The following is a 14021-nucleotide window of genomic DNA, read 5'->3' on the forward strand; positions in this document are numbered from 1 at the left end:
CCTGACCCTGTTGACCGTCGATGGACTGACTGAGGAACGAGATGGCAAAGGGCACGGTGCGCTACTGGGCGGCCGCCAAGGCCGCGGCGGGAGTCGCCGAGGAGCCGTACGACGCGGCCACGCTCGCCGAGGCGCTCGAGGCCGCCCGCGGGCGGCACCCCGGTGAACTCGTGCGGGTGCTGCTGCGGTGCTCGTTCCTCGTCGACGGCGACCCCGTGGGCACCCGCGCACATGAGACGGTACGGCTGGCCGACGGCGGCACGGTCGAGGTGCTCCCGCCGTTCGCAGGAGGGTGACGATGACCGACCAGCCGTACGGGCAGGGGTACGAGGGCTACGACCCCTACCAGCCACAGCATCAGCAGCAGCCGGTGCCGCAGTCGCAGCCGCAGCATCCGCAGGCGTGGCCCGGACAGCACCGGCCCGGGTACGAGGACCCGCAGGACCGGCTCCAGCACACGCAGCAGTGGCAGGGCCAGACCTGGGAGACCGGCCTGCAATCGCCGGTCCCCGCCGTGGACGCGGCCGAGACGGCGTACCTGCCGCCGCAGACCGGCGACGCCCCGTCGTACGGCGGCCCGCAGAGCCCGTCCCCGGCCGGCCCGGCCGCGGCGCCGGCACCGTCCCCGGCCTGGCAGCAGCAGACACCGTACGGACAGCAGACACCGCCTCTCGGGCAGCCGCAGCCGCATGGACAGCAGCAGGCGCCGGACGGACGTCAGCAGCACTCGTACGGCGGGCGGCAGGACTCGTACGGCGGGCAGCAGGCGTCGTACGGCGGGCAGCAGGGCTCCTACGGCGGGCAGCAGGCGTCGTACGGCGGGCAGCAGACCTCCTACGGGCGGCCGCAGGCGTCCTACACGCCCCCGGCCGCCGAACCCACCGCCCCGGCTCCCGCGCCTGCCGCCTCCGCCTCCGCGCACGCCCCCTCAGCGGCCCCCGCTCCCACCCCCGAGCCCCGGCCGGAACAGGAGGGTGAGCGCTCCGACCGCTCCTCCTACGGTCCCGCCACCCTCGCCGGCAACGCCCGCGTCACCGACGCCCAGCGGGCCCGCCTGGAGGGCCGCTCGCCGATCATCGAGCCCGGTATGCAGCCGGCCGCGCTCACCGCGCTCCTCGGCCTGCTGCTGTCCGGTACGGCGGCCGTCGGCACGTACGCGTTGCTCGTCCCGCTGGTCGCCCTCCAGGCCGTGACGGCGGCGGGCTGGTTCCGGCTGAACGGCATGTGGCCGGCCCGGCAGGGCATCGCCCTGGCCTTCCTGGGCGCGCTGGTCGCCGACGTGGCGCTCCTCGTCGCGGGCCGCGCCCACGCGCCCGCCGCCATCCTCGGCACGCTCGGCGTCTGGGCCCTGCTCTGCCTGGTCCTCCAGCTCCGCTCGCACGCGGACCCCGACGAGCGGATGTACGGCCTGATGGCGACGGTCGCCTCGGCCGCGCTCGCCATCATGGCCACCGGCCACCTGGGGGCCGACCCGGATGCGGTGACGGTCGGTGCCGCCGCGGTCGCGGTCGCCGTCCTGGCCCGTGCGCTGCCTCTGCCGACCCCGGCGTCGGTGGTCGTCTCGCTGCTCGCCGCCGCGGGCGCGGGCGTCGCCGTGGGCGGGCTGACGGATCTGGGCGCGCGGGGCGCGTTCCTCGGCGCGGGAGCGGCGGTGTGCGCCCTGATCGGCCACCGGGCCGCGAGCTACGACTACCCGTCGCGCTTCGTCCACTTCACGGCGGGTGTGGCACTGCCGCTGGCGGCCGCGGCACCGGCCGTCTACGTCCTCGGCCGGGCCCTGGGCTGAGCGGTCGGCGGCGGCGGGCCGGGGCGCGCCGCCGCCGACCGCCGCCCCCCGCGTCGTCTGTCACAGGTGATCGACAATCCGGTGGCGCCCCTTCCGCGCGGGGTTACCGTGACTCGTCCATGAACTGACTGTCAGACCGTCCGGGTGGGGGAACGACCGCAATGCGCGCGCTTCGAATACTGCTGGTCCTCGTGGTGGTCCTCGGCGGCCTCTTCGTGCTCGCCGACCGCCTCGCCGTGAACTTCGCGGAGGGCGAGGTCGCGGACCGGCTGAAGACGAGCGAGAACCTCGCGGCCACCCCGGACGTGTCCATCAACGGCTTCCCCTTCCTCACCCAGGTCGTCGGCGGTGAGCTGGACGACGTGGAGGTCGGCATCCCGACCTACGAGGCGGCGGGCACCGAGGGCGGCACGATCCGCATCGACGACCTCGAGGCGCACATGAAGGGCGTCGAGTTCTCCGGCGACTACAGCTCCGCCACCGCGGCCACCGCCACCGGTACGGCCTCCCTCACCTACACCGAGCTGCTGAAGGCCGCGAAGCCCGAGGCGACGCAGGTCTTCCCCGGGGTGACGGCCCAGGTCGTCGGCCTCTCCGACGGCGGCAACGGCAAGATCAAGGTCGATGTCGAGGTCACCGCGCTGGGCGCGAAGAAGACCTACCCCCTCCTCAGCTCGGTCGCCGTCGAGGGCGACACCGTCCGCGTCCACGCCGACTCGCTGCCCAGCTTCGGCGGTGTGCAGACCGCCGAGGACGAGGTCCGTTCCATCACCGACTTCGAGCAGAAGATCGACGACCTGCCCGGTGGCATCCAGCTCGACAAGGTCGAGGCGGGGGCGAACGGCGTGCAGATCTCCGTGAAGGGTTCCGACGTCCGGCTGGCCGGGTAGGAGCGCCTTCGACGCCCCCACCGGGCGACCTCGGTCCGAAGGGCGAGACGCCCGCGTCCGCACCGCAGATGGGACGGCGGGCGCGCACCGTCGGCGTGCCCGCGGCGACCTCCCGGATCGCCTCCGCCTTCCGCCATTCGGACGATCGCGTCTCACCATACGACACGCCGGTGACATGCCCGCCTGTCCGTCCCTACGATCGACCGCATGATGCAGCGACAGGCGGATCTCACGAAGCGGCGGGCAGTAGACCTGTGCCGCGTCGCCGCCATGCTCTGTCGCCCTGCCTCCTGAGCGGAAGCGCCGCCGGCCTTCCGCGCCTCCCGGCGCCCTCGCTCGAGGGCATCCGTGCGCCGGCCGCCGGCGAAGCCCGGTCGCGCACCCTCTTTCTTGCACACCCCCGCCGCAACTGCCCCGGAGGAGAACGAGCATGAGCCGCAGCGACGTCCTGGTCGACGCCGACTGGCTGCAGGACCACCTGGACGACGAGAACATCGCCGTCGTAGAGGTGGACGAGGACACGTCCGCGTACGACAAGAATCACATCAAGAACGCGATCCGGATCGACTGGACGCAGGACCTCCAGGACCCGGTCCGCCGTGACTTCATCGACCAGGAGGGCTTCGAGAAGCTCCTGTCGGCGAAGGGCATCGCCAACGACACCCTGGTGATCCTCTACGGCGGCAACAACAACTGGTTCGCGTCCTACGCCTACTGGTACTTCAAGCTGTACGGCCACGAGAACGTCAAGCTTCTCGACGGCGGCCGCAAGAAGTGGGAGCTGGACGCCCGCGAGCTGGTCGACGGCACCGAGGTGCCCGAGCGCCCGGCCACCGAGTACAAGGCCAAGCCGCAGGACACGTCGATCCGCGCCTTCCGTGACGACGTCGTCGCCGCGATCGGCGCGCAGAACCTGGTCGACGTCCGCTCGCCCGACGAGTTCTCCGGCAAGCTGCTCGCCCCGGCCCACCTGCCGCAGGAGCAGTCGCAGCGCCCGGGCCACGTCCCGAGCGCCCGCAACATCCCGTGGTCGAAGAACGCCAACGACGACGGCACCTTCAAGTCGGACGACGAGCTCAAGGAGCTCTACGCCGAGGAGCAGGTCGACCTGGCCAAGGACACCATCGCGTACTGCCGCATCGGCGAGCGCTCGGCCCTGACCTGGTTCGTGCTGCACGAGCTGCTGGGCGTGGAGAACGTCAAGAACTACGACGGCTCCTGGACCGAGTACGGCTCCCTCGTCGGTGTGCCGATCGAGCTCGGCGCCAACAAGTAACCCCACCCGACCGACCTTCTGGTCAGACCCCTTCTGGAGAAAGACATGTGTGGAGCGAAGGCCGGCGGCCCGGACGCCTCGACGATCAAGCCCGGTGAGACCACCATCCAGGGTCAGGTGACCCGCGACGGCGAGCCGGTGACGGGCTACGTCCGTCTGCTGGACTCGACCGGCGAGTTCACCGCGGAGGTCCCGACCTCCGCCACGGGCCAGTTCCGCTTCTACGCGGCCGAGGGCACCTGGACCGTCCGTGCGCTCGTTCCCGGCGGCACCGCCGACCGCACGGTCGTCGCCCAGAAGGGCGGCCTCGCGGAGGTCGCGATCGCGGTCTGAACGGACCGCTGACGGTCCGGACGGACCGGTGACGGTCTGAACGGACCGATGAACGACCGAAGGGCCGCACCCCGCGGGTTGGACGCCAGGGGTGCGGCCCTTCGGGCTGCCCGGGCCGGCGGCACGGACCTACCCTGAACGTATGTACGCACGGCGGCGCCACACGTACTTCGCCATGATGGGCGTCTGCATCGGGCTCTTCGTCCTGGCCTGGGGCGTCGTGCGCCTGTGGTCGGTGCCCGTGGCCGTCGGGATGTGCGTGGTCGCGATGGTCATCCCGCCGCTCGCCGCGATGGTCGCCAACCGCCGGGGCCCTGACGACCGCTGGTGGGACGACCCGTCGGGGGACCCCACGTCGGACGAGTGGTGGGACGAGCTGGACGGCAAGAAGCGCCGTCAGTAGACCAGGGCCTGGGTGTCCTCGGCGAGTGACTCCTGCACGAACACCTGCGCGCCCGCGATCCGTACGCCCTCCAGGACGTCCTTCTCCGTGATGTCCCGCCGGGCCGCGCACTGCGTGCACAGCGTGAGCCGGCCGCCCGCCATGACCGAGTCGATCAGGTCGGGCAGCGGCGCGGCGTGCGGCAGCTCGAACTCGGCGGCGCGCCCCGGCAGCGCGAACCAGGCGGACTCCCCGGTCAGCCACAGGGACACCTCGACCCCGCTGGCCACGGCCACCGCCGCCACCGTGAACGCCTGCGAGCACCGCTCGGGGGCGTCGGCCCCCGCCGTCACCTTGATCACCAGCTTCTTCGCCATGCCTGAATCGTAATCAAGATCGCTGCAACTGCCTCTGGCACCCATGAGTCTCCTGTGCAGCGCGATACGGAAGACGCGCTTCATGTCCTGAGGGGGACGGTGTGGGAACGAGCGAGGCGGGCGCCGACGGGCTGCCCGAGGAGAAACCCGGCGAGACAGCCGGCGAGACAGCCGGTGAGAAATCCGGAGGGAAACCCGACGGGTTACCCGCCGGGTCACCCGGCGGGAAACCGGGCGAGGCGCCGCCGGAGGCACTCGTCGAGGCCGACGGGGATGAAGGCGAGGCCGACGGGAACGAGGGCGAGGTCGCGGGAGAAGCCGCCGGGGAACCACGGCCCGTGCGGCGTGGCCGGCGTACCGGTGCGCTGATCGCCGGTGCCGCCGTGCTGGGCCTGGTGGCCGGTACCTGCACCGGCTACCTGGTGCAGGCCGACCGCGAGCCGACGAAGCTGCCGCCGCTCTCGCAGCCGGCGATCGCCCAGGCGAAGGGCCCGGCCCCCGAGCCGCTGCCGGCGGCGCAGGACCGTCGGGTGAAGACCGACGGCGACCTGCGCGAGCTGCTGCTGTCGAAGCCGAAGGGCGCCAGGGACGCCGACTGGCTGGGCGACGACGGCTGGATGGACATGGCCGCCTACGCCGACACCTACACCGAGCCGGGTGTGATCTTCGATGACCTCATCGGCTGGGAGTTCCGCAGGGCGGCCGTCACGGGCTGGGAGGTCGGCTCGGCGTACACCGTGGAGATCCGGCTGGTCCAGTACCGGCAGCGGGAGGCCCTCTCGGCCGAGGAGGCCACGCACAACGTCCAGCGCGCGGAGGAGGACGACGAGACGACGGACAGCTGGACCATTCCCGGCACCGGCGACGGCTGGGCGTACGTGCACACCGAGCCGAAGACCGAGCCCGGCTACGAGCCGGTGTACGAGGCCAAGGCCTACGCCTGGCGCGGGGACATCGCGATGCAGGTCTTCGCCTCCGGCGCCGAGCCGTTCGAGATGAAGACGATCCTGGATCTCGCCCAGCGGCAGATGGAGCGGCTGTGACCGACACGCGAAACACCCCGGCCGCAGCCGACGAGCCGACCGAGCCGACCGAGCCGACCGAGCTGCCTGTGGCACCCGCAGAGCCCGCAGAATCCGCGGAAGCGCCCGCCGAACCGACCGGATCCGCCGAACCTGCCGAATCCGCCGAACCTGCCGAATCCGCCGGACCAGCCGAATCCGCCGGACCCGCCGAATCCGCCGAGAAGCCCGCTCGGCGGGGCCGCGCCGCTGCGGTCGCCGGGTCCGTGCTGCTGGCCGGGGCGCTCCTCGCCGGGGTCGGCTGCACCGTCGTGACCGTGCGGGGCGCCGACCGTGACGCCGGGGCCCCGGTGTGGAAGGTGCCGAAGACGACGTCCGTGCGGACGGAGGTGCCCACCGCGACCGGGCTCGCCGCCACCCTCGTGCCCTACGGCACCGACGGCTGGACGCAGGGCCCGGACCTCGGCGAGTACGGCTCCGACGCACAGCTCGGCGGCGCCCAGGCCACGGCCCTCCAGAAGGAGGCGCTGAGCGGTCTGCCGCGTTCCCGGCGCAAGCAGCTCGAACAGCGGATCGACGAGCTGCACATCCAGGGCATGGCGATGCGCAGCTACCTCAGCGGGCCGCCCGCCCCGTACGGGAACGAGGAGCTGTTCACGATGAGCGTCGTGCTGTCCCGGATGGCGGACCAGAACGCCGTCCGGGGTATCGCGACCTTCCAGAACGAGTTCCTCGCCGCCCTGGACATCTTCCGCGAGGGCCCGCAGATCAAGGGCCACAAGGACGCCAAGTGCTTCCTGCCGCCCGAGGACGAGGACCAGGAACTGGACGCGATGTACTGCTCGGCCTACGTCGGTGACGTCCTGGTCACCGCCACCGTGACCGGCGTGAAGCCGCTCGGCACCGCACGAGCGGCGACCTTCCTGCGCACACAACTCGACCGCATAGCGGAGCCGGGGGAGGCGGTATGACCGAGCAGCAGCAGATCGGGCAGCGGCAGGTCGGGCAGCGGCAGGCCGCGGATCCGGCGAGCGAGCCGGCCGTCGCGCCCGAGCTGCCGCCCGAGCCGCCCGCGGCCGAGGCGCCCGAGCCGCCCGCGGCCGAGCCGCCCGCGCCCGCGCCGCCCGCCGTGACCGAGGCGACCGAAGTGCCGGAGCTGACAGATGCGGCCGAAGCATCCGCCGCGGCCGAAGCATCCGCTGCGGTCCGGCCCGCCCGGGACCGCCGGGTCCTGTGGGCCGTCCTGCGCTGGACCGCCGCCGTCGCCGTGTTCGCGGCGGTCGGCACGGCCACGGCGTACGGCATCTCCGCCATGGAGCGGACGGACGTACCGGGGCTGGCGACGGAGTCGGACGGGCGGTGGGACTACCCCACGCTCACCAGGCCGCCGCTGCCGTCGGGCAGCCCCGGCCCGTTCGACGAGGCCAACCCGGAGGGCGTCCACCACGCCGACCTGCGCGCCCTCCTCCTGCCCGCGCCCGAGGGCGCCACCGAGGACAAGGCGCTGCGCGGCACGGACGGCTGGCTGAGGACGGCGGACTACCTCGCCGAGTACACGCTCGAGGAGGACCGCGCGGAACTGGGCCAGAAACTCGTCGACCACGGCCTGAGGCACATCGCGGCCCGTGGCTGGACCACCCCGGACGGGACCCGCACCCGCATCTACCTCCTCCAGTTCGACACGGCGATCGTCGTGGACACCGTCATGGCCGGCGAGGCCGTCCCCTACGCCGACCTGGTGTACCAGGTGCGCGGCGCGGAGACGCTCCCGTACGAGGAGACCTTCGAGAGGAAGCCCGGGATGCCGGAGATCGCACGCGTCCTGCACACCGAGGCCGAGCCGTACGGCGCGGAACAGGTCCGGGCGGCGGCCCTCGCCGCGGGCGACGTCTACGCGGTGATCCTCCAGAGCCGCGAGGGCGGCGCCGCCGCCGTCCCCTTCCAGCAGACGGTCACGCTCCAGAGCCAGCTGCTGGGCTGACGCCCGCGAGGGCACACCTCACGGAGAGGGCCGGGCCCCGGCCGCGTAAGCTGGGGCCCGGCCCTGTTGTACGCACACCTGAAGCACGCTCATCCGAGGAGCACCCCGTGGAGATCTTCTTCGAAGCCCTGCTGGTCCTGGTCTGCGTCGGCGTCCTCGCCTTCGCCGGGCTGACCGTGAAGAAGCTGTACCAGGGCCAGCGCTGACCGACCACGTCCAGGAACTGCCACTCATGATCGAGATCCCGTCCGACCTGCACAAGGACCTCGTCCCGCTCGCCTTCCTGCTCGGCAGCTGGGCGGGCGCGGGCGTGCACGACTTCCCCGGCTCCGAGAAGTGCAACTTCGGGCAGGAGGTCACCTTCGGCCACGACGGCCGTGACTTCCTGGAGTACCACTCCCACACCTGGGTCCTCGACAAGGACGGGAACAAGGTCCGGCCCCTGGAGTCCGAGTCCGGCTTCTGGCGGATCGACGGCGCCCGCAAGGTCGAGGTCACGATGACCCGCGACGACGGCGTCATCGAGATCTGGTACGGCGAGCTCGCCGACAAGAAGCCCCAGATCGACCTGGTCACGGACGCGGTGGCGCGGACGGCGGCCTCCCGCCCGTACTCCGGCGGCAAGCGCCTGTACGGCTACGTCAGGAGCGACCTCATGTGGGTCGGCGAGAAGCAGACCCCCGACGTCGAGCTGCGCCCCTACATGTCCGCCCACCTGAAGAAGGTCGTCACCCCGGAGGACGTCGAGCGCTGGGCCAAGGCCCTGCCCGACGACATGCCGGACGACGGCATCGCCTTCTTCAAGTAGTCCTCGAGTCTGCAAGTGGTCCTAGACTCTCCTGTGTGGCGAGCACCCAAGGCACCGACTGGAAAAGCGATCTGCGACGGCGCGGCTACCGGCTGACCCCGCAGCGGCAACTCGTGCTCGAAGCCGTGGACACCCTGGAGCACGCGACCCCCGACGACATCCTCGTGGAAGTGAGGAAGACCGCGTCGGGGGTCAACATTTCCACCGTCTACCGGACCCTGGAGCTCCTGGAGGAGCTCGGGCTGGTCAGCCACGCCCACCTCGGCCACGGTGCGCCCACCTACCACCTCGCCGACCGGCACCACCACATCCACCTGGTCTGCCGCGACTGCGGGGACGTCATCGAGGCGGACATCCAGATCGCCGCCGACTTCACGGCCAAGCTGCGCGCGACGTTCGGTTTCGAGACCGACATGAAGCACTTCGCGATCTTCGGCCGGTGCAAGGACTGCTCGCTCAAGGGCTCGACCAGCGAAAGTTCAACTACCGAGTCGTAGGCTTGTCTTCATGAAGAGCCCCTTGCTGTCCCTGCCCGGCGCCGTTCCCGCCGAGGGTGTGGACGAAGGCGTCGCCGCCCACTACGGCGACCTGTTCCGCGAGCAGCGCGCCCTCGCCGACGGCACCGGATTCGTCGACCTCTCGCACCGGGGAGTCGTCACCGTCTCCGGTGCGGACCGGCTCAGCTGGCTGCACCTCCTGCTCACCCAGCACGTCACCGACCTGCCCACGGGTCAGGCCACCGAGGCGCTGATCCTCTCCGCGAACGGCCACATCGAGCACGCCCTCTACCTCGTCGACGACGGCGCGACGGTCTGGGCCCATGTCGAACCCGGCACCCAGGACGCCCTGATCGCGTACCTGGAGTCGATGAAGTTCTTCTACCGGGTCGAGGTCGCCGACCGGACCGACGCGTTCGCGGTGGTGCACCTGCCGGCCGGTTCCATCGCCGAGGTGCCCGAGGGCGTCGTCGTCCGGGAGACGCCGTACGGCCGCGACCTCTTCCTCCCGCGCGCCGATCTGGAGTCGTACGCCGGGAAGGCGGGTCCCGCGGCCGGGATCCTCGCCCACGAGGCGCTGCGCGTCGAGCGGCACCGCCCGCGGCTCGGTTTCGAGACCGACCACCGCACCATCCCGCACGAACTGGGCTGGATCGGTACCGCGGTCCACCTCCAGAAGGGCTGCTACCGCGGACAGGAGACGGTCGCGCGCGTCCAGAACCTGGGCAAGCCCCCGCGCCGCCTGGTCTTCCTGCACCTTGACGGAAGCGAGGTGCACCTCCCGCCCGCCGGTACCGAGCTGCGCCTGGCGGCCGACGGCCCGGACGGCCGCAAGATCGGCTTCATCACCACGTCCGCGCGCCACCACGAACTCGGCCCCGTGGCCCTGGCCCTGGTCAAACGGAACGTCCCGGTCGACGCCCCCCTGGTCGCGGACAGCACCGCGGCGTCCCAGGAAGTCGTCGTGGAACCCTGAGCGCGGGGAACCCCGAGCGGCCCTCGCCCGCCGGGCCCCGCACGGCGGGCCCCGGCGGGGTGCCGGTGCGGCGGACCGGGTCAGCGCGGAACGGCGATCTTCGCCGCCAGCGTGAAGCCCGAACCGCTGATCGTCACCGCGGTGCCCAGCGCCTCGAGCGTCCCCGGCATCACGAGCAGCACCGTGATGCCGCCCAGCAGCGCCGCGACGGCGATGATCACCGCTGCGATCGCGTTGGACATCGGCAGCCGCGCGACGCCGGCGCCCCCGTCCCTCGTCTCCGGTGGTGAGCCGGATCCCCTTTCTCCGGGCAGGTGGTGTCCCATGCCCTGCTCCCTTCGTCAGCCCAGGTGAGTGGCGCCCGCGGTAGCAGCCGCGTGCACCGTGCCGGAGAGATGCCCAGCGTCCGGGCCGCGCAACACCGCGCCGGGGTACGGGAAAAGGGATACGGCGGGAAGGGGAGGGGCACTCCACCGTTCTCCGTAGGGAAAGCACGACTGCCGCCCCGGAGGCCTGTGACCCCCGGGGCGGTCCGGGTCTTCCGGGGCCTGCTGCTACAGGCCCCGGTGATCGGTTGCCGGTGACCTCGGGTCCGACCCACCTGGGCTGACAGGGAAGTCTGGGATCCGGCGACGTCTTCCGCCAACATGGCCAAGTTGGCAACCAACTTCGCTGTACTTATCCCCACGTGGCAGGGATCCATAAACAACTCGGGAACAACTGCCGACAGCCGGGCCGAAGTTGTGGCGTCCTGTCCCGGCGGTCCGGATCACACCTCGATCAGCACGGTGAACGGGCCGTCGTTCGTCAGCGACACCCGCATCCGCGCGCCGAAGCGGCCCGTCTCCACCGTCGCGCCCAGCGAGCGCAACCGCGCCACCACCTCGTCGACGAGGGGCTCGGCGACCTCGCCGGGGGCGGCCGCGTTCCAGGTGGGCCGGCGGCCCTTGCGGGCGTCGCCGTACAGGGTGAACTGGCTGATGACCAGCAGGGGCGCGTCGATGTCGCTGCACGACCTCTCGTCGGCCAGCATCCGCAGGGACCACAGCTTGCGGGCGAGTTGGGCCGCCTTCTCCTCGGTGTCCTCGTGGGTGACCCCGACCAGGACGCACAGGCCCTCGCCGGCGATCTCGCCCACCGTCTCGCCGTCCACGACGACGCTCGCGCCGTCCACCCTCTGCACCACTGCACGCATGCGGACCATCATGCCGTGCGCCCCCGCAACCGCCGGCCAGGGGATTCTTTTTGATCCTTTGGCCCGGATCTGGGCCGTTCGGGGGCACTCGGTCACATAGGGGTCACTTGGGGTGGCACGATGCTTCCACACGCCGGTCGAGGGGACGGTAGAGCCACATGAGCACACCAAGCACCGGGCCGCTGGGGACGACCACCCAGCGGCCGCCCGTGCAGCGCACCGACAGTCCACCGTGCAGGCTGCCCGCGGAGCCGCCCGAGCACGACACGGCCCGCCTGAGCCTGCCCGAGCTGCGCACCCTGCGCCGGGACGCGCAGCGCGACGAGGCGGACCTCAGCTACGTACGACGGCTCCTCCAGGGCCGTATCGACATCCTGCGCGCCGAGCTGGCCCGCCGCGGGCCGGCGGCCGTGCCCGAGCCGGCCGGGGACTCCGTGGTCGCCCGCCTGCCGGAGATCCTCACCGATGCCCCGGCCCGCCACCGTTCCTCCGCCCGCCACGTCACCCTGGGCACCCCGCACAGCGAGGAGTACGGGCGGCTGGCCGCGGACATGCTCGCCGAGGTCGAGCTCTCCGACCTGGCCGCCCGCACCGACCCGGAGCTCCACGAGGCGATGGCCCGCCTCGTCGGCTGCGAGCAGCAGGTCTCCCGCTGCCGGCAGCGCCTCCAGCGGACGGCGGACGGCTGCGGCGCGGAGATCACCCGCCGGTACCGGGAGGGAGAGGCACAGGTGGACGACCTGCTGGTGTAGGCCGGGCGGACCGGGCGGAGCGCACACACGGCAGGCGGCAGGCGGCAGGCGGCAGGCGGCAGGCGGCAGGCGGCAGGTGGTCGTACGGGGCGGGCGGGGGCCGCGCGTGGAGGGGCCGAAAAGGCCTCGACGGCACCCACCCCACCCCGCCTACGGTGACTTCATGACCCACCGAGCCGACGCCCTCGACATACGTCCCGTCACCGAAGACGAGTTCCCCCACTGGCTCCGTGCCGTGCACACCGGCTTCCTGCGCGAACCGGTGGTCGGGGAGACCGAGCTGAGCAACCGCCGCACCCAGTTCGTCCCCGGCCGCTACCTGGGCGCCTTCGACGCGGGCCGGTGCGTGGCCACCTTCAAGTCCTTCGACCAGCAGGTCACGGCCGTCGGCGGCGGGTACGTCCCGGCCAACGCCGTCACGGGCGTCACCGTCACCGCCACCCATCGCCGCCGCGGCCTGCTCAGCCGCATGATGGGCCAGGACCTGGCGGCCGCGAAGGAGCGCGGCGCCGTCGTCGCCACCCTGATCGCCGCCGAGTACCCGATCTACGGCCGGTACGGCTTCGGCCCGGCCACCTGGGCGACCGAGTGGACCGTCGACGTGCCGCGCACCGGCCTCGACCCCCGCCGCTCCGGCCAGGACGAGGCGGGCGGGCGGATCGACCTCGTCGAGGGCGAGGACGTCCGCAAGGTGGGCCCCGACCTGCACGAGAGGGTGCGCCGCGCCCAGCCGGGCGCCGTCGACCGCGACGAGCTGTGGTGGCAGCGCAACACCGGCGCCGTACGGTTCGAGTCGTCGTGGACCGAGCCCTTCTACGCGCTGTACCGCTCGCCGGACGGCGAGGTCGAGGGCCTGGCCTCGTACACCTCGGACGACCACTGGCCCGACATGCGCCCGCACCACACGGTGAGCGTGAACTGGCTGCTCGCGGCAACTCCGGCCGCCGAGCGCGCGCTGTGGCGCTACCTCTGCTCGATCGACTGGGTCACGCAGGTGAAGAGCGGCTGGCGCGCCCCCGACGACCTGCTCCCCTTCCTGCTGCCGGACTCGCGGTCCGCGCGGACGGCCACGCACGCGGACTGGCTGTGGGTGCGGATCCTGGACGTCGTACGGGCCCTGGAGGCGCGGACGTACGGGGCGGAGGGGACGCTGGTGCTGGACGTGGCCGACCCGGGGGGTCTGACCGGGGGCCGGTTCCGGCTGGAGGCGTCGCCGCTGGGCGGGTCCTGCACCCCGACGACGGAGAGCGCCGACCTCGCGCTGGACGTGGCCGGGCTGGCGAGGCTGTGGCTGGGCGACGAGTCCGCGGTCCGGCTGGCGGCGCTGGGGAGCGTCGGGGAAGAACGAGCGGGCGCCGCCAGGTCGGCCGACGCCCTGCTGCGCACGTCCAGGCGGCCTTGGTGCCCGGACATGTTCTGAGCTCCCTCCTGCCGTCGGGGCGGTGCCGTGCGTGATCCGTAGCCGCTGCGGCCGATCCGGCCTTGTGCTGTGGTGCCGTTCTTCGGTTGTGGCTGTGCGGTCGTGCCCGTTGTTCGGTTGTGGCTGTGCCGATCGGTTGTCCGTGCGTGGTGTGCGCTGAACGGCCGGGCTCCCGGCTCCCCTCCGGAGGGAAGCCCGACCAACCCCGCGAAGTACGGCCATGTTGGACGAGTTGGTCGCCAACTTAGCCAATATGGTGCCGACTTGGAAGTGTCTGGTAACCATCTACCGAGCAACTGCCGTAAGATGGCGCAAAGTTGTACTGT

General features: G+C 72.1%; 18 protein-coding genes. 15 read left to right on the top strand and 3 right to left on the bottom strand.

Annotation, left to right across the window (positions count from 1 at the left end):
* The first annotated feature begins 41 nt into the window (after positions 1 to 41).
* From ACIP67_RS17460 to ACIP67_RS17490, 7 genes are all read left to right on the top strand, one after another.
* Positions 42 to 296 carry a MoaD/ThiS family protein gene (locus ACIP67_RS17460; RefSeq protein ID WP_385070311.1) on the top strand — a complete coding sequence of 85 codons (255 nt, stop codon included), beginning with the start codon at positions 42 to 44 and terminating at the stop codon, positions 294 to 296.
* 2 nt (positions 297 to 298) lie between these two features.
* On the top strand, positions 299 to 1786 hold the full coding sequence (locus ACIP67_RS17465) for a hypothetical protein (RefSeq protein WP_401692602.1): 1488 nt from the start codon (positions 299 to 301) through the stop codon (positions 1784 to 1786).
* Between the two features lie 161 nt (positions 1787 to 1947).
* Complete coding sequence (locus ACIP67_RS17470; RefSeq protein WP_401692604.1) at positions 1948 to 2676, top strand: DUF2993 domain-containing protein; 729 nt, start codon at positions 1948 to 1950, stop codon at positions 2674 to 2676.
* A 210-nt stretch (positions 2677 to 2886) separates the two neighbouring features.
* Positions 2887 to 2970: an Ms5788A family Cys-rich leader peptide gene (locus tag ACIP67_RS17475; protein WP_385102562.1), complete on the top strand. Its 84-nt coding sequence runs from the start codon at positions 2887 to 2889 to the stop codon at positions 2968 to 2970.
* 136 nt (positions 2971 to 3106) lie between these two features.
* A complete protein-coding gene (locus ACIP67_RS17480; RefSeq protein ID WP_401692605.1) occupies positions 3107 to 3952 on the top strand; it encodes a sulfurtransferase in 846 nt (281 codons plus the stop codon).
* Between the two features lie 45 nt (positions 3953 to 3997).
* Positions 3998 to 4285, top strand: a complete 288-nt coding sequence (locus tag ACIP67_RS17485; RefSeq protein WP_009189358.1) for a DUF1416 domain-containing protein — start codon at positions 3998 to 4000, stop codon at positions 4283 to 4285.
* A gap of 142 nt (positions 4286 to 4427) precedes the next feature.
* Entirely contained in the window at positions 4428 to 4688 is a 261-nt protein-coding gene (locus ACIP67_RS17490) for a DUF3099 domain-containing protein (protein WP_401692607.1), read from the top strand.
* On the opposite strand, the gene ACIP67_RS17495 is transcribed toward ACIP67_RS17490, so the two are convergent.
* The gene (locus ACIP67_RS17495) at positions 4682 to 5044 is read right to left on the bottom strand and encodes a DsrE family protein (RefSeq protein WP_401692608.1); all 363 of its coding nucleotides are present in this window, start codon (positions 5042 to 5044) and stop codon (positions 4682 to 4684) included. The genes ACIP67_RS17490 and ACIP67_RS17495 overlap by 7 nt on opposite strands.
* A 101-nt stretch (positions 5045 to 5145) precedes the next feature.
* Between ACIP67_RS17495 and ACIP67_RS17500 the strand changes: the two genes are divergently transcribed.
* The 6 genes from ACIP67_RS17500 to ACIP67_RS17525 all read left to right on the top strand — a co-directional run bounded on the left by ACIP67_RS17500 (position 5146) and on the right by ACIP67_RS17525 (position 10328).
* Complete coding sequence (locus tag ACIP67_RS17500; protein WP_401692609.1) at positions 5146 to 6087, top strand: hypothetical protein; 942 nt, start codon at positions 5146 to 5148, stop codon at positions 6085 to 6087.
* The gene (locus tag ACIP67_RS17505; protein WP_401692610.1) at positions 6084 to 7037 is read left to right on the top strand and encodes a hypothetical protein; all 954 of its coding nucleotides are present in this window, start codon (positions 6084 to 6086) and stop codon (positions 7035 to 7037) included. The genes ACIP67_RS17500 and ACIP67_RS17505 overlap by 4 nt, the downstream gene beginning before the upstream one ends.
* A complete protein-coding gene (locus tag ACIP67_RS17510; RefSeq protein WP_401692611.1) occupies positions 7034 to 8047 on the top strand; it encodes a hypothetical protein in 1014 nt (337 codons plus the stop codon). Before ACIP67_RS17505 ends, ACIP67_RS17510 begins: the two co-directional genes overlap by 4 nt.
* 232 nt (positions 8048 to 8279) lie before the next feature.
* On the top strand, positions 8280 to 8855 hold the full coding sequence (locus ACIP67_RS17515) for an FABP family protein (RefSeq protein WP_401692613.1): 576 nt from the start codon (positions 8280 to 8282) through the stop codon (positions 8853 to 8855).
* A gap of 35 nt (positions 8856 to 8890) precedes the next feature.
* Positions 8891 to 9352 (top strand): Fur family transcriptional regulator, encoded by a 462-nt coding sequence (locus ACIP67_RS17520; RefSeq protein WP_401692615.1) that lies wholly within the window; start codon positions 8891 to 8893, stop codon positions 9350 to 9352.
* A gap of 10 nt (positions 9353 to 9362) precedes the next feature.
* Positions 9363 to 10328, top strand: a complete 966-nt coding sequence (locus tag ACIP67_RS17525) for a YgfZ/GcvT domain-containing protein (protein ID WP_401692616.1) — start codon at positions 9363 to 9365, stop codon at positions 10326 to 10328.
* A gap of 80 nt (positions 10329 to 10408) precedes the next feature.
* On the opposite strand, the gene ACIP67_RS17530 is transcribed toward ACIP67_RS17525, so the two are convergent.
* Both ACIP67_RS17530 and dtd read right to left on the bottom strand, forming a co-directional pair.
* Positions 10409 to 10654 (bottom strand): hypothetical protein, encoded by a 246-nt coding sequence (locus tag ACIP67_RS17530; protein ID WP_385070283.1) that lies wholly within the window; start codon positions 10652 to 10654, stop codon positions 10409 to 10411.
* Between the two features lie 443 nt (positions 10655 to 11097).
* On the bottom strand, positions 11098 to 11523 hold the full coding sequence (gene dtd, locus ACIP67_RS17535) for a D-aminoacyl-tRNA deacylase (protein ID WP_401692617.1): 426 nt from the start codon (positions 11521 to 11523) through the stop codon (positions 11098 to 11100).
* Between the two features lie 158 nt (positions 11524 to 11681).
* On the opposite strand from dtd, the gene ACIP67_RS17540 reads away from it, so the two are divergent.
* Together ACIP67_RS17540 and ACIP67_RS17545 are read left to right on the top strand one after the other, a co-directional pair.
* On the top strand, positions 11682 to 12275 hold the full coding sequence (locus ACIP67_RS17540; protein WP_401692618.1) for an aerial mycelium formation protein: 594 nt from the start codon (positions 11682 to 11684) through the stop codon (positions 12273 to 12275).
* Between the two features lie 163 nt (positions 12276 to 12438).
* Positions 12439 to 13695 carry a GNAT family N-acetyltransferase gene (locus ACIP67_RS17545; protein WP_401692619.1) on the top strand — a complete coding sequence of 419 codons (1257 nt, stop codon included), beginning with the start codon at positions 12439 to 12441 and terminating at the stop codon, positions 13693 to 13695.
* The last annotated feature ends 326 nt before the right edge of the window (positions 13696 to 14021 follow it).

This window comes from Streptomyces sp. NPDC088812 (assembly GCF_044750285.1).
GTDB lineage: Bacteria > Actinomycetota > Actinomycetes > Streptomycetales > Streptomycetaceae > Streptomyces.

Coding starts and splice junctions, on each gene's coding strand:
- ACIP67_RS17465 (WP_401692602.1), top strand. CDS start 299: ATGACCGACCAGCCGTACGGGCAGGGGTACGAGGGCTACGACCCCTAC.
- ACIP67_RS17490 (WP_401692607.1), top strand. CDS start 4,428: ATGTACGCACGGCGGCGCCACACGTACTTCGCCATGATGGGCGTCTGC.
- ACIP67_RS17510 (WP_401692611.1), top strand. CDS start 7,034: ATGACCGAGCAGCAGCAGATCGGGCAGCGGCAGGTCGGGCAGCGGCAG.
- dtd (WP_401692617.1), bottom strand. CDS start 11,523: ATGCGTGCAGTGGTGCAGAGGGTGGACGGCGCGAGCGTCGTCGTGGAC.
- ACIP67_RS17475 (WP_385102562.1), top strand. CDS start 2,887: ATGCAGCGACAGGCGGATCTCACGAAGCGGCGGGCAGTAGACCTGTGC.
- ACIP67_RS17480 (WP_401692605.1), top strand. CDS start 3,107: ATGAGCCGCAGCGACGTCCTGGTCGACGCCGACTGGCTGCAGGACCAC.
- ACIP67_RS17485 (WP_009189358.1), top strand. CDS start 3,998: ATGTGTGGAGCGAAGGCCGGCGGCCCGGACGCCTCGACGATCAAGCCC.
- ACIP67_RS17540 (WP_401692618.1), top strand. CDS start 11,682: ATGAGCACACCAAGCACCGGGCCGCTGGGGACGACCACCCAGCGGCCG.
- ACIP67_RS17460 (WP_385070311.1), top strand. CDS start 42: ATGGCAAAGGGCACGGTGCGCTACTGGGCGGCCGCCAAGGCCGCGGCG.
- ACIP67_RS17470 (WP_401692604.1), top strand. CDS start 1,948: ATGCGCGCGCTTCGAATACTGCTGGTCCTCGTGGTGGTCCTCGGCGGC.
- ACIP67_RS17530 (WP_385070283.1), bottom strand. CDS start 10,654: ATGGGACACCACCTGCCCGGAGAAAGGGGATCCGGCTCACCACCGGAG.
- ACIP67_RS17515 (WP_401692613.1), top strand. CDS start 8,280: ATGATCGAGATCCCGTCCGACCTGCACAAGGACCTCGTCCCGCTCGCC.
- ACIP67_RS17495 (WP_401692608.1), bottom strand. CDS start 5,044: ATGGCGAAGAAGCTGGTGATCAAGGTGACGGCGGGGGCCGACGCCCCC.
- ACIP67_RS17545 (WP_401692619.1), top strand. CDS start 12,439: ATGACCCACCGAGCCGACGCCCTCGACATACGTCCCGTCACCGAAGAC.
- ACIP67_RS17525 (WP_401692616.1), top strand. CDS start 9,363: ATGAAGAGCCCCTTGCTGTCCCTGCCCGGCGCCGTTCCCGCCGAGGGT.